Source organism: Halobellus rarus (assembly GCF_024494595.1).
GTDB classification, from domain to species: Archaea; Halobacteriota; Halobacteria; order Halobacteriales; family Haloferacaceae; genus Haloquadratum; species Haloquadratum rarum.
Map to the genome: position 1 here is coordinate 44,622 of NZ_JANHDI010000015.1, position 19,016 is coordinate 63,637.

23 protein-coding genes and 1 tRNA gene are annotated in these 19,016 nt (G+C 67.9%); 16 read left to right on the plus strand and 8 right to left on the minus strand.

All coding sequences use genetic code 11. The annotated features are described in order from the left end of the window. The first annotated feature begins 52 nt into the window (after positions 1 to 52). Entirely contained in the window at positions 53 to 274 is a 222-nt protein-coding gene (locus NO876_RS16785; protein ID WP_256422821.1) for a hypothetical protein, read from the plus strand. A gap of 45 nt (positions 275 to 319) precedes the next feature. On the opposite strand, the gene NO876_RS16790 is transcribed toward NO876_RS16785, so the two are convergent. Then, on the minus strand, positions 320 to 841 hold the full coding sequence (locus NO876_RS16790) for a halocyanin domain-containing protein (protein ID WP_256422822.1): 522 nt from the start codon (positions 839 to 841) through the stop codon (positions 320 to 322). 101 nt (positions 842 to 942) lie between these two features. Between NO876_RS16790 and NO876_RS16795 the strand changes: the two genes are divergently transcribed. From NO876_RS16795 to NO876_RS16810, 4 genes are all read left to right on the plus strand, one after another. Beyond that, the gene (locus tag NO876_RS16795; protein ID WP_256422823.1) at positions 943 to 1,275 is read left to right on the plus strand and encodes an Htur_1727 family rSAM-partnered candidate RiPP; all 333 of its coding nucleotides are present in this window, start codon (positions 943 to 945) and stop codon (positions 1,273 to 1,275) included. Beyond that, positions 1,272 to 2,486, plus strand: coding sequence for a TIGR04347 family pseudo-SAM/SPASM protein (locus NO876_RS16800; RefSeq protein ID WP_256422824.1), 1,215 nt, complete (start codon positions 1,272 to 1,274; stop codon positions 2,484 to 2,486). The genes NO876_RS16795 and NO876_RS16800 overlap by 4 nt, the downstream gene beginning before the upstream one ends. A gap of 77 nt (positions 2,487 to 2,563) precedes the next feature. Further along, positions 2,564 to 2,794, plus strand: coding sequence for a hypothetical protein (locus NO876_RS16805; RefSeq protein ID WP_256422825.1), 231 nt, complete (start codon positions 2,564 to 2,566; stop codon positions 2,792 to 2,794). 71 nt (positions 2,795 to 2,865) lie between these two features. Then, positions 2,866 to 3,069 carry a hypothetical protein gene (locus tag NO876_RS16810; protein ID WP_256422826.1) on the plus strand — a complete coding sequence of 68 codons (204 nt, stop codon included), beginning with the start codon at positions 2,866 to 2,868 and terminating at the stop codon, positions 3,067 to 3,069. A 24-nt stretch (positions 3,070 to 3,093) separates the two neighbouring features. On the opposite strand, the gene NO876_RS16815 is transcribed toward NO876_RS16810, so the two are convergent. From NO876_RS16815 to NO876_RS16835, 5 genes are all read right to left on the minus strand, one after another. Further along, positions 3,094 to 3,777 carry a DUF7546 family protein gene (locus NO876_RS16815; protein ID WP_256422827.1) on the minus strand — a complete coding sequence of 228 codons (684 nt, stop codon included), beginning with the start codon at positions 3,775 to 3,777 and terminating at the stop codon, positions 3,094 to 3,096. 132 nt (positions 3,778 to 3,909) lie between these two features. Further along, complete coding sequence (locus tag NO876_RS16820) at positions 3,910 to 4,128, minus strand: CbaC protein (protein WP_256422828.1); 219 nt, start codon at positions 4,126 to 4,128, stop codon at positions 3,910 to 3,912. Continuing rightward, entirely contained in the window at positions 4,128 to 5,924 is a 1,797-nt protein-coding gene (locus NO876_RS16825) for a b(o/a)3-type cytochrome-c oxidase subunit 1 (RefSeq protein ID WP_256422829.1), read from the minus strand. The genes NO876_RS16820 and NO876_RS16825 overlap by 1 nt, the downstream gene beginning before the upstream one ends. Position 5,925: 1 nt before the next feature. Further along, positions 5,926 to 6,441, minus strand: a complete 516-nt coding sequence (locus NO876_RS16830; RefSeq protein ID WP_256422830.1) for a cytochrome c oxidase subunit II — start codon at positions 6,439 to 6,441, stop codon at positions 5,926 to 5,928. 4 nt (positions 6,442 to 6,445) lie between these two features. Continuing rightward, entirely contained in the window at positions 6,446 to 6,649 is a 204-nt protein-coding gene (locus NO876_RS16835; RefSeq protein WP_390278716.1) for a hypothetical protein, read from the minus strand. Positions 6,650 to 6,826: 177 nt separating this feature from the next. On the opposite strand from NO876_RS16835, the gene NO876_RS16840 reads away from it, so the two are divergent. The 7 genes from NO876_RS16840 to NO876_RS16870 all read left to right on the plus strand — a co-directional run bounded on the left by NO876_RS16840 (position 6,827) and on the right by NO876_RS16870 (position 13,256). Next, on the plus strand, positions 6,827 to 7,045 hold the full coding sequence (locus NO876_RS16840) for a DUF8131 family protein (RefSeq protein WP_256422832.1): 219 nt from the start codon (positions 6,827 to 6,829) through the stop codon (positions 7,043 to 7,045). Positions 7,046 to 7,051: 6 nt separating this feature from the next. After that, positions 7,052 to 7,852 (plus strand): sulfite exporter TauE/SafE family protein, encoded by an 801-nt coding sequence (locus NO876_RS16845; RefSeq protein ID WP_256422833.1) that lies wholly within the window; start codon positions 7,052 to 7,054, stop codon positions 7,850 to 7,852. A gap of 111 nt (positions 7,853 to 7,963) precedes the next feature. Beyond that, complete coding sequence (locus NO876_RS16850) at positions 7,964 to 10,627, plus strand: heavy metal translocating P-type ATPase (RefSeq protein ID WP_256422834.1); 2,664 nt, start codon at positions 7,964 to 7,966, stop codon at positions 10,625 to 10,627. A 5-nt stretch (positions 10,628 to 10,632) separates the two neighbouring features. Beyond that, positions 10,633 to 11,046, plus strand: a complete 414-nt coding sequence (locus tag NO876_RS16855) for a hypothetical protein (RefSeq protein WP_256422835.1) — start codon at positions 10,633 to 10,635, stop codon at positions 11,044 to 11,046. 189 nt (positions 11,047 to 11,235) lie between these two features. After that, positions 11,236 to 12,090 (plus strand): universal stress protein, encoded by an 855-nt coding sequence (locus NO876_RS16860; protein ID WP_256422836.1) that lies wholly within the window; start codon positions 11,236 to 11,238, stop codon positions 12,088 to 12,090. Between the two features lie 45 nt (positions 12,091 to 12,135). Next, positions 12,136 to 13,128 carry a class I SAM-dependent methyltransferase gene (locus NO876_RS16865; protein ID WP_256422837.1) on the plus strand — a complete coding sequence of 331 codons (993 nt, stop codon included), beginning with the start codon at positions 12,136 to 12,138 and terminating at the stop codon, positions 13,126 to 13,128. A gap of 55 nt (positions 13,129 to 13,183) precedes the next feature. Then, positions 13,184 to 13,256 (plus strand) — tRNA-Thr (locus tag NO876_RS16870). Positions 13,257 to 13,394: 138 nt separating this feature from the next. Here NO876_RS16870 and NO876_RS16875 read toward each other — a convergent pair. After that, a complete protein-coding gene (locus tag NO876_RS16875; protein ID WP_256422839.1) occupies positions 13,395 to 13,565 on the minus strand; it encodes a hypothetical protein in 171 nt (56 codons plus the stop codon). 89 nt (positions 13,566 to 13,654) lie between these two features. After that, entirely contained in the window at positions 13,655 to 16,147 is a 2,493-nt protein-coding gene (locus tag NO876_RS16880; RefSeq protein ID WP_256422840.1) for an alpha-amylase family glycosyl hydrolase, read from the minus strand. A 202-nt stretch (positions 16,148 to 16,349) separates the two neighbouring features. Here NO876_RS16880 and NO876_RS16885 point away from each other — a divergent pair, with 202 nt between their 5' ends. The 4 genes from NO876_RS16885 (at position 16,350) to NO876_RS16900 (ending at position 18,924) form a co-directional block, all read left to right on the plus strand. Next, positions 16,350 to 17,219, plus strand: coding sequence for a geranylgeranylglycerol-phosphate geranylgeranyltransferase (locus tag NO876_RS16885; protein ID WP_256422841.1), 870 nt, complete (start codon positions 16,350 to 16,352; stop codon positions 17,217 to 17,219). A gap of 232 nt (positions 17,220 to 17,451) precedes the next feature. Beyond that, positions 17,452 to 18,063, plus strand: a complete 612-nt coding sequence (locus NO876_RS16890) for an RAD55 family ATPase (RefSeq protein WP_256422842.1) — start codon at positions 17,452 to 17,454, stop codon at positions 18,061 to 18,063. A 79-nt stretch (positions 18,064 to 18,142) separates the two neighbouring features. Beyond that, complete coding sequence (locus NO876_RS16895; RefSeq protein WP_256422843.1) at positions 18,143 to 18,358, plus strand: PLDc N-terminal domain-containing protein; 216 nt, start codon at positions 18,143 to 18,145, stop codon at positions 18,356 to 18,358. Positions 18,359 to 18,495: 137 nt separating this feature from the next. Next, on the plus strand, positions 18,496 to 18,924 hold the full coding sequence (locus NO876_RS16900; RefSeq protein WP_256422844.1) for a CoA-binding protein: 429 nt from the start codon (positions 18,496 to 18,498) through the stop codon (positions 18,922 to 18,924). Positions 18,925 to 19,016: the final 92 nt, after the last annotated feature.

Below are 19,016 nucleotides of genomic sequence, written 5' to 3' on the forward strand. Positions count from 1 at the left end.
CCAGCGGACCGGCAAGACCATTTTGAAGGCGCTGGCAGCCGATCGCGTTCGTATGCTCGACCGCGACGTCACCCGAGTCAGAGCCGACCGTCTCCGCGAATTCGTTCGAGAGCGGAAGGAGGAAGCGGAGACGGACCGGGCCGCTGCCGTGAAGGAGGACCGTCACGAGGCGGCCCTCGAGGCGACGTGCAAGGTCGCGGCGTACGAAGAGGTGCTGGACTACGTCGAGACGAGAAGCGGCGAACGGGACGAACTGATCTCGATCCGGGAGTAGTCCCGACGTTCGATACGAACGGCTGTCGTCCCTCTCTGTCGGTGGCTACTCTTCGACGACCACGACGCCCTTCATTCCGATCGTCTCGTGGGGCGTGCAGTAGTACTTGACCGTCCCCGTCTCCTCGAAGGTCTGTGAGAAGGTGTGTCCGGACTCCTGCACCTGTTCGGACTCGAAGGACCCGTCCTCGGCGGCGACGTTGTGGAGGCTCCCGCGTCCGTTCCACTCCCAGACGACCGTGGTCCCGGGCGAGACGCGAACCGCCGCCGGTCCGTACCCGAAGTTGCCCCCGTTGGCCTCGGCCCCGACGGTGACGGTCACCTCGTCGTTGCCCGTCCGGTCGGCGACGCCGTCGTAGTTGGACGTCTCCGCGAGGTAGCCGTCGAACGAGGGCGTCGAACCGCCGTCGCCGGAGCCGTCACCGCCGCTATCGCCGCTAGATTCGTCGGAACCGCTGCTTCCGTCTCCCGACCCGCCGCCGGACCCGCCCGAACAGCCGGCGAGACCGGCGGTGATCGCTGCGGTTACGCCCAGAAACCTCCGGCGAGTGGGGGTAGATCGTGACATCAGCCTCGCTAGGGGGTCACCACATTAAGGGGATCCGATCCGTTCTCACTCAGCGAAAACGGGCGGAACCCGTTCGGGGGTCGAACTACCTGTATCGAACGATGAGCGACTCGAAGAGAATGCGCGTGACCGAGCCGCGGGGAGATACGACGCCGGAGTGGGAAGTGTTCCTCCGCGCTGACCGGAGCGAATCGATGCGACACGTCGGGAGTGTGTCGGCGCCGAGCGCGGACGTCGCACGGGAGCAAGCGAGCAGCCTCTTCGGGTGGATCGCACACACCCTGTGGGTCTGTCCCGCCGAGGACGTCGCGCGGTTCACCGAGCGGGAACTGGGCGACGGACGGACGGGAGCGGCCGCGGAGCCGGAGTCGGCGGACAAGGCAACCGACGGCCGAACGTCGACCGTCGCCGACACCGAGGGGGCGTCGCGATGATCTCGATCAGCAAACTCCTCTGCGACCTCGACGCCGAGGGCGACGGCCTCCGGTACGACGACGGCCGCGGCTCCGCGCGCGAGCAGATCACCGAGGACCGGACGACGAAGCCGGTGGTCGTCTGGAACCTCACCCGACGGTGTAACCTCTACTGTCAGCACTGCTACGCCGGCGCGGACCTCGACGCTGCGCCGGGAGAACTGACGACCGCCGAGGGCAAACAGCTGCTCGACGAACTCGCCGAGTACGGCGTTCCGGTCGTGCTCTTCTCCGGCGGCGAACCGCTCGTGCGCGAGGACCTCGAGGAGCTTGTCGCCCACGCCGCGGACGCCGGGATCCGTCCGGTGCTCTCGACGAACGGGACGCTCGCGACCCCCGAACGGGCCGCCGCGCTCCGGGAAGCGGGGCTGAAGTACGCCGGCGTCTCCGTCGACGGGATGCCCGAGCGCAACGACGAGTTCCGCGGCGAAGAGGGCGCGTTCGACGCCGCCGTCCGCGGGATCGAGAACTTCCTCGACGCCGGCCTGAAGACCGGCCTCCGATACACGATCACCGAGAAGAACGCCGCGGACATGGAGTCCGTGGTCGACCTGCTCTCGGAGGTCGGCGTCGATCGGTTCTGCTTCTACCATCTGGACTACGGCGGCCGCGGCGGCGAGATCGCCGACGCCGACCTCACCCCGTCGGACCGCCGCGAGGCCGTCGAACGGCTCTGCGAGACGACGCTGGAGTACCACGACGAGGGCGAGGAGATCGAGACCCTGCTCGTCGGCAACTACTCCGACGCCGCGTTCCTCGTCGAATTCGCCAGAGAGCGGTTCGGCGACGCGAAGGCCGACGCGGTTCGTCGGTACCTCGAAGTCAACGGCGGCGACCCGACCGGCGAGCGCGTCGCCGACGTCGACTACCAGGGCAACGTCCACCTCACCCAGTTCTGGCAGGGCTACAGCCTCGGAAACGTTCGCGACCGACCGTTCGGCGCGATCTGGGAGGACGAGTCGAACCCGCTGCTCTCGGCGCTTCGGAACCGCGAAGAGCACCTCACGGGCAAGTGCGCGGAGTGCCGGTATCGGGACATCTGCCGCGGCGGGTCCCGCCTGCGGGCGCTCGCGGGCAGCGGCGACGTGTTCGGCCCCGACCCGCAGTGTTATCTGACCCGCGAGGAGCGGCTCGGAAGCGCCGTCGACGCTCCCGGATCGGCGGCCGATTGAGCCGCGTCTCCCCGATTCTCGGTGATTGGGAAGCAGTTTCTATTTATATACCATTTCGTGCCGTATCCGTAACTGAGATGAGCCACTCACGTCCCACCCGCTCGGTCGGAATCGATCCCCTCAAGATCGCGCTCGGCGTCTTCGTCGTCCTCGGCCTCGTGTTGACGGCGGTCGCCGGGTACGCGCTCTTGAATTCGTTCGGTGCGCTGAGCGCGCTGCCTCCCGAGTTGGCGATGACCGTCGTCTTCGGCGCGGCACTCCTCCTGACGGGGGTCGCAGCCCGTCGCGCCGTCCCGAAGCGTCACTGAGGTCGGAGTCGTGAGTCCGCCCGTCGCGGCGTAAGGCTTACTTACTGTGTCGTGGTATCGATTGACAACCTATGGCGAGTGCCGACCTCCCGTTCCCGCAGTGCTGTTCGGCCTGCCCCCACCGCAACTCCTTCACGGCCTCGTGTACCCACGACTTTCGGCAGTCGGTCCTGCAGACCGTCGACGACACCCGTAGCTGTCCCGTCTACGTCGACGAGAAGACCGAGGCGATGCGAACGCTGGCCGAGTCCCTCGACGGCGTTCAGCGATCCTGATGCAGACGGCCGGGGCCTCGCAGGTCACCGGAGCGTCGCCCACAGCGCGGCGATCGTGAGGACGAACAGTCCCGTCGAGAGGTCGTAGGCGTACGCCCCGGTCGTCACGCCGAGGATCGTCGACGACGCGCCACCGGCGGCCGCCGTCGAAGCGCCGCCGAGGAGTCCGGAAATCACCGCGGCGATGACGGGACCCACGCAACTCACGCAGGTCACGAGCCCGACGAGTCCCGAGAGAACGCCGGCCGCGGCGCGGCCGACGCCCACGTAGACGAGGACCGCGAGCGCGACGTAGCCGATCGTCTCGAACGGGACCAGCGCGATGGACACCGGGCCGCCGACGAGCAGTACCGGTCCCCATCCCGGCATCGCCGGCGCGACTCGCAGCGTGAGTGCGCCGCCCGATCCCGCCCCGACCAGACCGCTCGTCCACGCGAGGACGAGCAGGTAGCCGGCGGCGACGGCCGCCGCGCCGACCGAGCGGCGATCCGCCGGTACCGGGACGTCGACGGCGCGGACCGCGAGGACGCCGAGGTTGATCCAGACGAACGGGTAGAGCAGGTACCGAACCGACAGCACTGCGGCGTCGGTCGCGAGGAGATGCGCACCCACGAGAACGGATTCGACGGCCAACAGGGAACCCAGGAACAGCACGGTCGGCTGTGCCGGTCGCGGAAACGATTCGCGAAGCGTCGGGCGTTGGATCATCGATCGGGTTTGTGTCGCTCGGGTCTGTCTCGATCGGATCGAACAGTTCGGGGTGGTCTGTGTCGGTGAAGCCGGATAGTTCGAGTGCGAGAACATCTGAGTCGCTAGCCCAGGAGGCTCTTCGACGATCGACTACGGCGTTGCTGCGCCCTCCTCTTCCTCCTCGTCAGGCGTGATTCTCCCGAGGACGTAGATCGCGGTCAGCACCGCCAGCAACACCGCCTCGAAGACGATCACGGCGATGAACGGCAGTTCGATGCCGAAGAACCCCGCGAACGTCCGGAACTCGACCGCGAGCGGGACAGTGAAGGCGACGAGCACCAGGAAGAGCGCGGGCGAAATCCGTCGCATCAGCGCCGCACCTCCCTGACGAGATCCGCGACGGCGTCCGCCGGCGCGACGCCGGCCAGCGAGTCGAGCGAGAGGTTTCCGAGCGCTCCGACCGTGACGTCGACCACCCACTCCAGGGAGACCGTGACCGGGAAGGTGGGACTGCCACCGAGGAGGCCGGCGTCGTTGACGATGCTCGCGAGCGGCAACGTGTAGGCGAGCACGACCAGGAGGACCGCGATGCCGGTCCACAGCGCGAGGTTGTCGAGGACGAGCGGTGCGCCGCTCGACGGCGAGAGCGGTTCGGGGATCGTGTCGTCGACGGGCGTGTCGACGCGGTCGTCCGCCCACGTCGCGGCGACGTTGAACAGGAACAACACGACGCTGAGGAACAGGAGCAGGCTACCGAACGCGATCTGCATCCTGATCTCGCCGACGCTGCCGACGGCCGCCACGAAGTCGAAGTTCTGGTACTGCGGTTCGGCGGTCCGCCGCGGGACGCCGAAGAGGCCCGCGCGGTGCATCGCGTTGGACATAAACACCATCCCGATGAACCACATAATCACCTGCAAGAGGCCGATCGGACGGCTGTACACCGCCTTTCCGGTGAGCTGCGGCAGCAGCCAATAGGTCCCCGCCATCATCGTCAGCGCCACGGCGGTCCCGACGGTCATGTGGAAGTGCCCGGGGACCCACAGCGTGTTGTGGACGAGGTAGTTGATGTTCATCCCGGCGTTGATCATCCCCGAGAAGCCGCCGGCGGCGAACATCAGTCCGGCGAGCGCCATCCCGGCGAAGGCGGGGTCGCGCCACGGCAGCGCGCCGAGCCAGCTGAGGTAGCCTTCACCGCCGCGCTGGCGCGCCCCGTGTTCGACGCTCGCGACGACGGTGAACGCCGTCAGGAGCGACGGCAGGAGCAGGAACATCGTGTTCGTCATCGCGATGAACTTGAAGCCCTCCGCGATGCCGGGGTCGACGTACTGGTGGTGGATCCCGACAGGCGTCGACAGCAGCACGAACAGGACGAAGACGACGCGCGCGAGCGGGTCGCTGAAGAGCCGTCCGCCCGCGAGTTTCGGCAGCACCGTGTACCACAGCAGGTACGCGGGCATCAGCCAGAAGTAGACGACCGGGTGGCCGAAGTACCAGAACAGCGTCCGCGTGAGCAGCGGATTGACCGTCTCGATGAGGCCGAGCGACCACGGGATGAGAAAGAACACGACCGAGACGGCGACCCCGAGCGTCGAGACGTACCACATAATCATCGTCGTCAGGACCATGAACGCCTGCAGCGGGATCCGGCTGTCCGGGTTCTCGCCCCGCCACTCGCGGTAGGCGAGGAACCAGTCCGCCCCCGCCATCCACGTGCCGATGATGAACATCGCCAGTCCGATGTAGAAGATCGGGTGCGCCTGCAGCGGCGCGTAGAACGTGTAGAGCACGTCCGCGCTCATCGGTATCTGCGGGAACAGTCCGGCGACGATGGCGACCGTGGCGAGCACCGTGCCAGTGGTCATCAGCCCGAACCACGCCCAGGTGAGCCGAATGTCCGGGAGCGCTCGGCCGAAGCTCCGCGTGACCGCCCAGGTGAACAGCCCGACGAGGAAGAAGATCGTGAACACCAGCGCGAGCAGAACCCCGTGGGCCGTCAGCAGGGTATAGTAATCGACCGAGTCGATGACGCGGAGCACGTTCGTGCGGTGGAGCGCCTGAATCAGTCCGAAGAGCGCGCCGATGCCGAGTGCGATGAACGCGACCGCGAACGACGCCTGTACGACCTTCGCCTCGTCCGGGAATTTGTCGACGAACGTAGCCATCTCAGTTCACCACCATGCTCTCGTTCCACTCACTCTGCGGGACGACCTCGATTTTGCCCTCCATCGCGTGGTGGGCGCTCCCGCAGTACTCGTGACAGAGGAGTCCGTACTCCGTCGGTTCGCCGAACTCGACGGTTATCGTCGCGACCTGCCCGGGAATCGCCATCGTGTTGGCGTTCGTCCCGACGACCTCGAAGCCGTGGATCACGTCGGGAGAGGTCACGTGGAACGTCACGGTCGAGTGTGCGGGCACGCGAATCGGCTCTGACGTGCCCGGCTCGAAGAGGAACTGCCTGGCGACGACGTAGACGTCGTACTCGTTCTCACCTGCCTGGTAGGTCCCGGGTTCCCCGAACTTCGGGTGGTCGTCCAGGGAGGCCGGATCCACCTGTCCCCCCTCGTCGTCGACCATCGCGATTCCCGCGCCGACCGCGCCGTAGGAGACGGTGGCGATGAAGCCGACGATGAGAAGCAATGCGCCCGCGAGCCAGATCTTTTCGTACCTGTGTATCTCCATCGTATCACCCGATCACCGTGAGATCGCCGCCCAAGAACTCGACGAAGTACATAAAGATCCACATCGCGCCCACGATCACCATATAGATCGCGATGAGGACGAGCGTCCCGACGGGATCGAAGTCGTCGTGGCCGATCCGCCTGACGATCCCGGACCGCCCCGATCCGATGACGTACCCCTCGTCGTCGACCGACTCAGGGTCGGGAATCGGTGGTCCGTTCTCGCTGGCTGCGTCCCCCGACGGGGTCGCAACGTCGCCTGCCTCTGTGTCCGGCTCCGCTGACATACTGCTGGGTATCGACTCGACATTCTTGAACGAGTCGATAGATTCCTACGTTGTGGGAATCGGCGAAATGCCGAATCAAACTGGGTCGAACGTAGGCGTATGGAACTGACGCCACGGCTCGCTGGGATGGTCGCGCTACTCGCGTTCTTACCCGTCGTCGCCTTCGGAGTCTTCCGGACGTGGTGGGCGGGCGCGATCACGTTGGTCAACGTCGTCATCATCGCCGTGAGCCTCTACCTCCTGATGTCGCCGACGGAGAGCGAGGCGCACGCGGCACACGGCGACGACGTGGAGAGTGCCGGCGACGAGGCCCTCTGAACGGTCGTGATCCCGCTCTCGTCGGTCGAAATCGGAGAACTCGCTGCCACGAACGTCGAAGCGGGCGTCTTCCTCGTCATCGGCGCGCTCGGCGGCGCACACTGTCTGGGGATGTGCGGACCGCTCGTGAGCGTCTACGCCGACCGGCTCGAAGCGACCGAGGACACCGGCGTCGGACTGTCGCTCCGGCAGGTCCGACAGCACGCCCTGTTCAACCTCGGGCGGGCCGGCGGCTACGCGGTGGTCGGTGCCGTGCTCGCACTCGTCGGTGCGGTCGCCGTCGGCGCGGCGGACTCGGTCGTCGCGTTCGGAAACGGTATCAGGGCGGCGACCGGCATCGTCGTCGGCGCGCTCATAATGGTGACTGGCGTCTCCTACCTCCGCGGCGGGACCGGTGGAGCGGTGCGCCTGCCCGGGCGGGTCTCGGCCGTGTTCACCCGGGTCAGCACCGCGCTCACGAGTCGGGTCGACACGCTCGTGGGCGACGCCCGGATCGCCGGCCTCGGGTTCGGGCACGCCTTTCTGCCCTGCCCGATCACGTTCCCCGCGTACCTGTACGCGTTCGTGATCGGCGATCCACTGCGGGCGGCCTTCCTGCTGTCGCTCCTTGGACTCGGGACGTTCCCGACGCTGTTCGTCTACGGGACGGCGCTGGGGTCGCTGTCGGCGGGCCGCCGCCGGTCGCTGCACCGGGTCCTCGGCGCGGCGTTCCTCCTCCTGGGGTATCTGCCCCTGGCACACGGGCTGATGCTCGTCGGCATCCACATCCCGCACCCGATGGTTCCGATCTACCAACCGCTGGGGTAACACTATGCTCTTGGGCGGAGAGATACGTATGGCAAAGCGCGCAAACAGCGTATCGAGGCGAACGGAAACGAGCACTGCGCACCCGACAGCCGGGACCACACGAGAGAGCGAATGGCAGACACACACGACGCGTGCCGGAGCCGATCGATGAGCGATGACGACGACGCAGCGACGTGTTCGCTCTGCGATCTGCCGACGCCGGACCCGCCGGTGAGCGACGGCGCGGTTTCGGGGACGTACTGCTGTCGCGGCTGTCTGGAGGTCTCGCGGGCGCTCGGCGGCCCGGATGCGATCGACGATGCCGAGGAGGCCGACGTGGCGGCGGCGCTCGGTGCGGACGAGACGGGAAACTCTCCCGGGGCGGAGCACGACGACGTCGACGACCCGGGCCCGCCGGAGGACGCCGAACAGACGTACCTCTCGGTCGACGGGATGCACTGTGCGACCTGCGAGACGTTCATCGAGTCCACCGCCGCGAGCGACGACGGCGTCTACGCCGCCGAGGCGTCCTACGCGACGGATATGCTCTCTGTCACCTACGATCCCGAGCGCACCGACGTCGACGAACTCGGCCAGCACCTCCACCGCTACGGGTACGACGTCGGCGACCCGGAGGCGACGGGCGAAGACGACCGGTCGGGACTGGCGTCGTTCCTCATCGGCGGCGGCGTCTTCGGGATGATGGTGATGGTCTGGTACGCCGTCTTCCTGTACCCCACCTACCTCGGCTTCGAACCGCTCGTCGACCTCGGCGGCTTCGACGGCCTCTACGTCCTCGGGAACGTCTGGGTGATGTCCTCCATCGTGCTGTTCTACACCGGCTACCCGATCCTCCGCGGGGCGTACGTCAGCGTCCGCGCGGGGCAGCCGAACATGGACCTCCTCGTCGCCCTCGCTGCCGTCTCGGCGTACGTCTTCAGCGTCGGCGCGATGGTCGTCGGACGGACGCACGTCTACTTCGACGTGAGCGTCGCCATCGTGCTCGTCGTCACCCTGGGCAACTACTACGAGGACCGGATCAAACGCGGCGCGGCGAGTCGGCTGACGGACCTGACGAGCGCCCGCGTCGACGACGCGACCCGGCTCGCGGCGGACGGCGCGACGGAGACCGTCCCGGTCGAGGACCTAGCGTCCGGCGACCGGGTGCTCGTCAGACCGGGCGAACGGATCCCCGTCGACGGCGTCGTGGTCGAGGGGAGCGCCGCGATCGACGAGTCGCTCGTCACGGGCGAGTCGCTGCCGGACCGTCGGACCGCCGGCGACGACGTCCTCGGGGGGACCGTCGTCACCGACGATCCAATCACCGTAGAAGTGGGCGAGAGCGCCGACAGCACGCTGGATCGGCTGGTCGAACGGCTCTGGCAGATCCAGTCCTCGCGCTCGGGGGCCCAGCGCCTCGCGGACAAGCTCGCGACGGTGTTCGTCCCGCTCGTCCTGACGCTCGCGGCGCTGACCACGGTCGGCCTCCTCGCGACCGGCACGCCGCTCGCGGGGTCGATCCTGACCGGGCTCACCGTGCTCGTCGTCTCCTGCCCCTGTGCGCTGGGGCTCGCGACTCCCCTGGCCGTCGCCGCGGGCGTCCGCGACGCCGCCGACGCGGGTATCGTCGTCGGGTCAGACGCCGTCTTCGAGGAGGTCCCTGACGCCGACGTCGTGGTCTTCGACAAGACCGGGACGTTGACCGACGGCCGGATGCGCGTCGTGGACGTCGTCGGCGGGAGCCGTCCGGGCGACACCGAAACGCCGTCCCGGGTCGGGGCCGCGCCCGACGGCGGCGAGGTCGAGAACGGCTTCAATGACCCCGACGGCGGCGAAGCCGAGGGAAGTCTCGGTGATCGCGACGCCGACGTCGGTGTGGCGCTCGAACTCGCGGCCGCGGTCGAGCGGTACGACTCGCACCCGATCGCCGCGGCGGTCGTCGACGCCGGCCCGGACGCGCTCCCCGAGGTACGCGACGCCGCCTCGCACCCGAAGGGGGTGACGGGACGCGTCGACCTGACGGACTGCGGCGGCCGGGCGGCGGACGCCGACGGGGAGACAGAGGTCGCCGTCGGCCACCCCGAGCTTCTGGAATCGCGCGGCATGGAGGTCTCCGACGACCTCGCGATGTCAGCAAAAGCGATCCGCGCGGACGGGAGCGTGCCGACCTTCGTCGGGTGGGACGGACGTGCGCGCGCCCTCCTCTCGGTCGGCGATGCGCCGCGGACCGAGTGGGACGCCGTCGTCACCGACCTCGGAGCGGGGCGAGAGATCGTCGTCCTGACCGGCGACGACGAGCGGGCGGCGGCACAGTTCGAACGTCACGAGGCCGTCGACGAGGTGTTCGCCGGCGTGCCGCCGGAGGCGAAGGCCGAGACGGTGGGTCGGCTCCGCGCTCGCGGCACCGTCGCGATGGTCGGCGACGGCTCGAACGACGCGCCGGCGCTCGCGACGGCGGACGTCGGGATCGCGCTCGGCTCCGGCACCGACCTCGCCGGCAGCGCGGCCGACGCGGTGATCGTCGACCGCGGGCTCGACGCCGTCTCGGACGTGTTCGACGTCGCCGGCGGGACCCACCGCCGCATCCGGGAGAACCTCGGGTGGGCGTTTGTGTACAACCTCGTCGCGGTCCCGCTGGCGATCGCCGGCCTGCTCAACCCGCTCTTGGCCGCCGTCGCGATGGGCGCGAGCAGCCTGCTCGTCGTCACCAACTCCTCCCGATCGATCCTCCGATCTCCCGCCGCCTCGAGCGACGAACCGAGAGCTACAAATCCCGGGACCGCCACCGACGAGTGACTCCGATGAGCCACGAGGAGAGCGCGATCGATTCTTCGGACCGGTTCGTCGGCGACGAGGCCTCTTCGGTCGAAGAGGCCCCCTCGGTCGACATCGACGGCCCTATCGAAATCGAGGGGAGCGACACACAGCCGACGGATCCCTACGAGGTGGACCTTCCAGCCGGGTGGTCGGCGCGCTCGCGCGACCAGACGACGGTGTACGAGAGCGACGGTGGCGACCACCGCGTCCGCCTCGTCGAGTTCTCGAGGGGGTTGTCGCTGTACTGGTGGGTCGACGTCTTCGTCCGCGACGGAGCCGAGTGGCGTCGATTGGAGGTCGGCCTCGGGGACAGTCACACCGATCCCGAGGAGGCCGCCGCGGCCGTCGAGTCGTATCTCGACCGCGTCGACAGCGAGACGGGTTGCGACGGTCGGTGACGGTTCCGCGTCGAGCGGACGGTCGGTGTCGAGTGACGGCTTCGATGCTGAGTGATCGCTCCGGTGATGAGTCTACCGCGCGGAGAGACCGACCAGGCCGAGCGGCGGCTTCCGAGCGTTCGGACGGGGAAGGATTTCCGGACCCTCGGATGGGTCGGATTTTTTTCGATGCCACGCGAAGCCCCCGATATGAGTGAGTACGCGGCCGTCGAACTCCGACGAATCCTGGTCCCGGTCGACGGAAGCGAGAGTGCGGACTCGGCGCTCGATCACGCGGTGTCCCTCGCCAAAGCGGTGGGTGCCGAGATCCACCTCCTCTCGGTGGTGGATCCGTACGTGCTCTCCACGGTGGTCGAGCGCAAGGAAGTCGAAGTGGAACTCGAGGGAATCGTCCAGGACGCGGCGGCCCGCGTTCGGGACGCCGACGTCGAAGCCAGTACGACAGTCGAGGTGGGCTTCCCCCACGAGGAGATCCTCGACGCGGTCGCGGACGACGGAATCGACCTCGTCGTGATGGGGACGCACGGACGGAGCGGACTCCAGCGGTTCGTCCTCGGCAGCGTCGCGGAGAAGGTCGTCCGCCTCTCGCCGGTACCCGTGCTCACCGTGCGAACGGATGCAACCGGAACACGCCCCTACGAGGACATCGTCGTGCCGACGGACGGAAGCGAGGCAGCCGAACCCGCCGAGCGTTTGGGCGTCGATCTGGCCGGTCAGTTCGACGCCGTCGTTCACGCGCTGTCGGTCGTCCCGAAGGGCCGCATCCGGTCGAGCGAGACGGTCGCGGCTCACGAGGAGGCGGCACGGAAGGCGGTCGACCGCGTCGTCGCACGCGGGAAATCGACCGGCGTCCGGACTTCCGAGACGGTCGACCACGGCATCCCGCACCGAACCATCGTGGACTACTGCGAGAACGCGGACGCCGACCTCGTGGTGCTCGGCACGCACGGCCGGACCGGCGTCGAGCGGTTCGTCCTCGGCAGCGTCGCGGAGAAGGTCGTCCGCCTCTCGGAGACGCCGGTGCTCGTCGTCCCCTCCCGGTGAGCCGGGAAACGTCACGCTTACTCCCGTCGCTCGCCAGCCCCGAGTATGGGAGTTCCCTGCGTCCGCGTCCCGACCAGCGAGGGCGAGGCGACCCGCACGGCGCTGGCGGATCGCGACCTCGTCGACCGCGAGCACGAGATCACGGTCGAGTCCGGCGACCTCTACATCCCCGTGGCCGACCCGGATGCGGTCCCCGAGGAATACGAGGTCGTCGACCGCGACGTCCCCGCTCGCGAGACGCAGACGACGCCCGCGGACCTGCTGGGGTTCGAACCCTCCTACGAGCGACTCGGCGACGTCGTGATCCTCGACGAGGACGACACCCAGCGGGCGCGCCGGATCGCCGACGCCATCGTCGAGTCCGACCTCCGCGCGCGGACGGTGGTGAATCGAGCCTCGAAAGTCAAGGGCGAACTTCGGGTGCGCGAGTGGGACGTCCTGGTCGGCGAGTCGACGGAGACGGTCCACCGCGAGTACGGCTACGAGTTCGCCCTCGACATCGCGGCGGTGTACTTCTCGCCGCGGCTCGCGACCGAGCGCCACCGCGTGATCTCGCAGGTCGCGAGCGACGAGCGGGTGATCGACATGTTCGCCGGCGTCGGCCCGTTCGCGGTCCCGATGGCCGGCCGCGGCGCGGCGGTCGTCGGCTGCGATCTCAATCAGGTCGCAGTGGAGTACCTCCGCGAGAACGCCCGTCGCAACGGCGTCGAAGACCGCGTGACGGCGATCCACGGCGACGTCCGCGACCTCGCGGAGGAGTACGCCGGCTGGGCGGATCGACTGGTGATGAACCTCCCGCACAGCGCCGGCGACTTCCTCGAGACGGCCGTCGAACTCGCGGGCGAGGAGTGCGTCCTCCACTACTACGACATCCAGCACGAGGACGACCCGTTCGGCCCGGGCGAGCGCGCCATCCGCGAGGCCGTCGCGGACGCCGACGCCGACTACGACGTCGCGGTCGAAACCGAGCGCGTCGTGCGCTCGTACGCCCCGCACGAGTACAACGTCTGTCTCGACGTTCGCCTCACCGCACGCTGATTCGGAAGCCTTTTCTTACTCATCGCAGTACGGACGAGTGCGTCTCGACGACCGCGCCGGTGTAGCTCAGCTGGCAGAGCGATTCCTTCGTAAGGAATAGGCCGAGGGTTCAAATCCCTCCACCGGCTTTCTACTGCGAACCACGGTGAGCAGCGGAAGCCACGGAGGATTTGAACCAGGGAGGAGCTTTGCTCCGACCGTGGTTCACAATCTCTCCTACGGCTCTTTTTACTGAACGTCGTGAAAACACGGGGCCGCGCCAGTCGCTACGCCCCCCTCAACACCCGCGGCACGACTACCAATTCGACGACGGCGACGCCGAGGAGGAGCCACCGGGTCGTGCCCTCGAAGAACGTGAACGCGACGAACGCGATGATCAGAGCGCTCCCGATCCCCATACCGTTGCGGACCTCCGAGCGTTCGAAGGGCGAACTCATACCAGAAACAGCGTGCGCAGCGGACAAAGTCGTTCGGCCGGGGGGCGACCGCTCTCAAACGAGGTATTCCCGCGTCCCGTAGCCGTCCGTTACCGCTCCTTCGAGGCCCGCCGAACGGCGGGCGTCTCGTCGAGCGACCCTTCGACCTCGAAGACGCCGACCGTTCCGACGGCCGCGGTCGACCCGTGCCCGTCCCGTTCGCCGTCGCCTCCGAGCGGGTTCGTCGCGTCGACGCCGGCTAACAGATTCGTCGCGTCGACGCTGTCGGGGAGGTCGACCAGGATCGGTTCGGCCTCGAAGTTGAGCACGACGAGCACTCGTTCGGGGTCGGCGTCGTCGGGGTCGCTCGCGTCCCGGACGAAGAGCGTCGCGGCCGCGTCAGTCGGCCGGTCGAGCGGTTCGATCCCGGCATCGGTGTGAAGCGCGTCGAGGTCGTGGTAGCGACCGATCAGGCGCTCGTAGAACGCCAAGTGGTCCTCGTCGTAGTCGTTCCAGTTCATAAACGCCCGCTGTCGGCCGCCGGGGCGGACGTCGGCCGCGGGATCGACGTCGCCACTCGGTTTCAGGCCGCGGTCGTCGGCGTCGTCGCCTTCGTCCACGCGTCCCGTCCCGTAGCGGCTGATCGCCCGCTCCGCGCCGTAGTAGACGGTCGGGATTCCCGGGAGCGTCACGGCGGCAGCGAAGCACGCCCGTTGGAGCGCGGCAGCGCGCTCCCACGCAGACTCCGTGAGGTCGTCGTGGTCGGGATCCAGCGGATCGACCGCGGCGGCGTTGAGCAGGCGGTGTTCGTCGTGGTTCTCGATGCTGTTGAGAAGCAGAGAGTAGTCCGGGTGGCCCTGCTCCCGGCGGTCGAGGACGGCCTCGACGAGGTCCTGTGGGTGCGGGCTGTCGGTGGAGTCGAGGTGTGATCTGCGGGCGGCCTCGAACGCGGTCTCGCCCCCGTTATCGTCCGTCCCCACCGAGCGCGAGCGAGCGACGTCCCGAGCGGCGTCGGTGAACCCGGTCGTGTCGCAATGCACGTCGAACTCCGACGCCGAGAAGGCCGGATCGTTCGGGATCGCCTCGTCGAGCAGGACGAACTCGCCGTCGTTCGCCCTGACCAGCTCCCGGAGTTCCTTCCAGAATCCGTGCTGGACGCCGAAGGCGATGTCGCACCGGAAGCCGTCGACGCCGACCTCGCGGGACCAGAAGTCCGCGACTGTGAGCACGTACTCCCGCAGCGCGACGTTGTCGTAGTTCCAGTTCGGCATCCATCGACTGCCCGCGAAACCGGTCGAACGGGGGGCCGCTTCGAGGGTCGTGCCGTCGGGGGCCAATCGGGGAACGTCCGCGCGGTCCCACCAGTCGAACGTGCGGGCGTCCTCGTTCCACTGCAGGATCCGGAACCCGTCGAGATCGCCGTCGTCCGGGATCGTTCCGGTCGACCACGCGATCGACGACGCGAACTCGTCGATTCCGAGCCCCGCGTGACTGACCACCAGATCGAAGACGACTCTGATTCCTCGCTCGTGGCAGGCCTCGACGAACTCGCCGTAGGCGTCGAGCGGATCTGTCCCCGGGGGCACGAGGTCGGGCGCGATGTCGAAGTAGTCGGTCGTTCCGTACCCGTGCGGGCCGCCGGGCGGGTACTCCCGCGTCGGACTCACCGCGGGGACGACCGGCGTGAGCCAGACGACGTCGACGCCGAGTCGCGAGAGGTACTCTACCCCCCGCGCCCCGGTCGATTCGTCGCCCTCGATCAGCGTCTCGAACGTCGTCTCACCGCGCGTTCCGGCCCACGAACGCGGGAAGATCTGGTACAGGACCGCGTCCCGAAGCCACTCCGGAGGCCGGTTCGGACGTTCGACCGCCCCGTCGGGCGACAGTTCGAGCACGTCCTGGACGCTCGCGCAACGGCCGTCGTACGCCGCCGCGTGGATTCGACCCCGTTCGCCGTCGAGGGCGTCGAGCGAGACCGTCGCGGACCGGCCGTCCGCCGCGGTTTCGATCGAGTCGTCCGCGAGCGGGTCGCGGTCGTCCGCCAGGAAGACCACGACCGGAGCCTCGATCGCCACGCCGCTCTCCGGGGCGAGCGCGGCGTTCGATTCGACGTGAAACTGCTCGGTCGACGAATCGAACCGCCCATCGAGCTCCAGCCGCGGCCGCGATCCGGTGGTTTCGCGTTCGGGAAACGCGAAGACGGTCAGTTCGTGGACGCCGTCCGGCGCGTCGAGCGCGAGGACGTACTCTCCGGGAACGTCGGCTTCGAACTCGGCGACGTGGTCGAGGCCGTGATCGTACCTGGGTAGCGTCGTCGACGTGGCGAAAGACAGCACGTCGCCGTCGCTTCCGGCGGGAGTGGAGACGACGTCCCACTCGAAGTCGTCCCGGGCGTACGGTTCGGGGGTTCGTCGCGGTTCCGGGACGCGCGGTGCGAGGCCGTCCCGATCGGTCGGTCCGGCCGCGACCTCGACGCCCGTCCCGGTGGTGTCGGCCCCGAGGACGAAGATCGGATCGCGGAGCGGTTCCCCGACGTGGACGAACCGCGGCGGGCCGGGGTGGTGGGAATCGACGGGCGTCCGCGGGTGGAAGTCGTGAGTCATCGGTCTGGAAACCGCCGGGGAAGCGTCGCGAGCGGTGGAATCCGCCTCGGCCGTCGCGAGCGGTGGGTCTGCCGACGCCCGGGATCTCGTTGCGTCTGCTACCACCGACATCGGCCTAAGGATTGGGGCGCAGCGAACGGCGGAGGGGAGAGTGCGGTCCAGTCCGCGTCCTTTATCTCGAAGCCGCGGTCACCGGACAGGTATGGCCACATCCGGTCCGGACCGAGCGACCGTTCGCGGGCTGCTCGAACTCACGCGTCCCGGGAACGCGGTCGCCGCGGGCGTGCTCACGTTCACCGGCGCGTTCGTCGCCGCCGGCGTCGGTTCGGACCCGATCGCGGTCGTCGCTGCCGTGGCGGCGACGGTCTTCGCGACCGCCGCGGGCAACGCGGTCAACGACTACTTCGACCGCGACATCGATCGGATCAACCGCCCCGACAGGCCGATCCCTCGCGGGGCGGTCTCCGCCCGCGGGGCGCTCGCGTTCAGCGTCGCGCTGTTCCTCGGTGCCGTCGTCGCCGCGCTGGCCCTGCCGCTCCTGGCGATCGCCATCGCCGTGGTGAACCTCCTCGCGCTCGTCGCGTACACGGAGGTTTTCAAGGGACTACCGGGCGTCGGAAACGCGGTCGTCGCGTATCTGACCGGATCGACGTTCCTCTTCGGTGCCGCGGCGGTCGCCCGACTCGCGGACCCCGCCGTTCTGGTGTTGTTCGCGCTCGCCGCGCTGGCGACGCTGACGCGCGAGATCGTCAAGGACGTCGAGGACGTCTCGGGCGACCGCGAGGAGGGCCTCAGAACCCTTCCGATCGTCGCCGGCGAGCGGGCGGCGCTGCGAGCCGGTGCCGTCGTGATGGGCGTCGCCGTGGTCGCGAGCGCCGTCCCGTTTCTGATGGGAACTCTCGGGATCGTCTATCTGCTGCTCGTGCTCCCGGCGGACGGCGTGATGCTCGCGGCGGTTCGGGCGTCGTTTTCGACGCCGTCGGTCGCTCAGCGGCGACTGAAACGCGGGATGTTCCTGGCCGCGGCCGCGTTCGTCGCCGGACGCGCCGTCGAGATCGTCGGAATCCTGTGAGTATCGACGCTGAGTGCGTCGCCGAACAGACACCTCACGGCCTGGTTTGGGGCAGAAACCGTCCGGCGGGAACGTGGATCCGGTAGCGGAGTTTCTCGCGAGGAAACCCACCACAATCAAAAAGAATATTATGTGCACCCAGTATGGTATACTCGTCAAATGACTCCCGGCGAGTCGATCCATCGAACGACCACTGTCGCTCCTGCAGCCGGCTCGACGCCGAGGAACCCGGATGTATGACCTCGGCCCGGACCTCGACAGAGAGGTCCCTCCGGGGACGAACATCCTGGTGAGCGGGCCGCCGCTGTCGGGGAAACGGTCCCTCTGTCTGGACATCCTGGCCTCGGGAACCGACCAAGACGAGGGTGCGATCATCGTCACCACGAAGGACGGAGCCGATCGCGTGCTGAACGACTTCGCGAAGCGGACCGCGTACGAAGACCGGCCGGTAGCCGTCGTCGACTGCGTCACACGCCAGCAAGGCGTCGGCGACGTCCGCGACGACGACCGGATCAAATACACCTCTTCACCGGTGGATATGACGGGGATCGGGATCAAACTCTCTGAGTTCCTGCAGGCCTTCTACCAGGATCGCGGCATCGAGCGGAACCGCGTGATGTTGCACTCGCTGTCGACGCTTCTGATGTACGCGGACCTGCAGACGGTGTTCCGCTTCCTCCACGTGTTCACCGGCCGGATCCAGAGCGTCGACGGCCTCGGCGTGTTCGCCATCGACGCGAGCGCCCACGACGACCAGACGATGAACACGCTGAAACAGCTGTTCGACGGCATCGTCACGACCTACGAGGACGGCGAACCGTCGGTTCGGCTGGCGGGCGACTGACGGTTCCGACGCCGCAGTGGCCCGGTTCCGACCACCGAGAACCAGAAGCTATTTTCGGCGTAATTCCGTCGAGACCGGTATGTCCTCCACCGTGCTACTTCAAGGTGCCGTCGGGGCGGTCGGCGTGGCGATCGGACTCCTCTTTCTGCTCGTCGGGATCGCGATGATCGTGTGGACGTACACCGACGCGAAGAAGAACAGCACGCACCCCGCGTTCCTCTGGGCAGTCGTCGTCTTTCTGGCCCCGATTTTGGGACTCCTCCTGTACGTGCTGCTCGGTCGGAACGCCAGATAACGTCGCCGGGCGACCACGAAAAACGGCGATCCGTTCGTCGGAACGATCGGCTGACGACGCGTCTGCGCCCCCCGAGGCGTGCGCCCTGTCCCCACTGCCGCAGCAGTATTTTACGTTTGCCGGACATCCGCTCAAGTATGGCGATTACTGACGACGACGACCTCCGAGCGGTACTGGACGCCGAGACTGTCGCGGTTGTCGGCTGCTCGACCACGGCCGGGAAGGCCGCCCACGACATCCCCGCATACCTCCAGCGCAACGGGTATCGGATCGTCCCGGTGAACCCCTTCGCCGACGAGATCCTCGGCGAGACCGCCTACGACTCGCTCGCGGGCGTGCCCGAGGACGTCGAGATCGATATCGTCGACGTGTTCAGGCCGAGCGACGAAGCCGGTGGGATCGTCGACGAGGCGATCGAGCGACACGGATCCGTCGGCGACGTCGATTCGGTGTGGCTCCAACTCGGCATCACCGACGACGAGGCCGGCGAACGGGCGGCGGACGCGGATCTCAAGTTCGTCCAGGACAAGTGTATGAAAGTCGAGCACGCACGTCTCGCGGAGTAGGTTTCGGTCCCGACATCAGTTATAGGGTCGCAAGGAGAAAACTACATCAGTTATAGAGTCTCAAGGAGAAAACTCACAGCATCAGCCGTGGG

Bases quoted from the DNA above. Each gene is read 5' to 3' on its own strand.
- NO876_RS16785 (WP_256422821.1), top strand. From the start codon at position 53: ATGCTCGACCGCGACGTCACCCGAGTCAGAGCCGACCGTCTCCGCGAA.
- NO876_RS16790 (WP_256422822.1), bottom strand. From the start codon at position 841: ATGTCACGATCTACCCCCACTCGCCGGAGGTTTCTGGGCGTAACCGCA.
- NO876_RS16795 (WP_256422823.1), top strand. From the start codon at position 943: ATGAGCGACTCGAAGAGAATGCGCGTGACCGAGCCGCGGGGAGATACG.
- NO876_RS16800 (WP_256422824.1), top strand. From the start codon at position 1,272: ATGATCTCGATCAGCAAACTCCTCTGCGACCTCGACGCCGAGGGCGAC.
- NO876_RS16805 (WP_256422825.1), top strand. From the start codon at position 2,564: ATGAGCCACTCACGTCCCACCCGCTCGGTCGGAATCGATCCCCTCAAG.
- NO876_RS16810 (WP_256422826.1), top strand. From the start codon at position 2,866: ATGGCGAGTGCCGACCTCCCGTTCCCGCAGTGCTGTTCGGCCTGCCCC.
- NO876_RS16815 (WP_256422827.1), bottom strand. From the start codon at position 3,777: ATGATCCAACGCCCGACGCTTCGCGAATCGTTTCCGCGACCGGCACAG.
- NO876_RS16820 (WP_256422828.1), bottom strand. From the start codon at position 4,128: ATGCGACGGATTTCGCCCGCGCTCTTCCTGGTGCTCGTCGCCTTCACT.
- NO876_RS16825 (WP_256422829.1), bottom strand. From the start codon at position 5,924: ATGGCTACGTTCGTCGACAAATTCCCGGACGAGGCGAAGGTCGTACAG.
- NO876_RS16830 (WP_256422830.1), bottom strand. From the start codon at position 6,441: ATGGAGATACACAGGTACGAAAAGATCTGGCTCGCGGGCGCATTGCTT.
- NO876_RS16840 (WP_256422832.1), top strand. From the start codon at position 6,827: ATGGAACTGACGCCACGGCTCGCTGGGATGGTCGCGCTACTCGCGTTC.
- NO876_RS16850 (WP_256422834.1), top strand. From the start codon at position 7,964: ATGGCAGACACACACGACGCGTGCCGGAGCCGATCGATGAGCGATGAC.
- NO876_RS16855 (WP_256422835.1), top strand. From the start codon at position 10,633: ATGAGCCACGAGGAGAGCGCGATCGATTCTTCGGACCGGTTCGTCGGC.
- NO876_RS16860 (WP_256422836.1), top strand. From the start codon at position 11,236: ATGAGTGAGTACGCGGCCGTCGAACTCCGACGAATCCTGGTCCCGGTC.
- NO876_RS16865 (WP_256422837.1), top strand. From the start codon at position 12,136: ATGGGAGTTCCCTGCGTCCGCGTCCCGACCAGCGAGGGCGAGGCGACC.
- NO876_RS16875 (WP_256422839.1), bottom strand. From the start codon at position 13,565: ATGAGTTCGCCCTTCGAACGCTCGGAGGTCCGCAACGGTATGGGGATC.
- NO876_RS16880 (WP_256422840.1), bottom strand. From the start codon at position 16,147: ATGACTCACGACTTCCACCCGCGGACGCCCGTCGATTCCCACCACCCC.
- NO876_RS16885 (WP_256422841.1), top strand. From the start codon at position 16,350: ATGGCCACATCCGGTCCGGACCGAGCGACCGTTCGCGGGCTGCTCGAA.
- NO876_RS16890 (WP_256422842.1), top strand. From the start codon at position 17,452: ATGTATGACCTCGGCCCGGACCTCGACAGAGAGGTCCCTCCGGGGACG.
- NO876_RS16895 (WP_256422843.1), top strand. From the start codon at position 18,143: ATGTCCTCCACCGTGCTACTTCAAGGTGCCGTCGGGGCGGTCGGCGTG.
- NO876_RS16900 (WP_256422844.1), top strand. From the start codon at position 18,496: ATGGCGATTACTGACGACGACGACCTCCGAGCGGTACTGGACGCCGAG.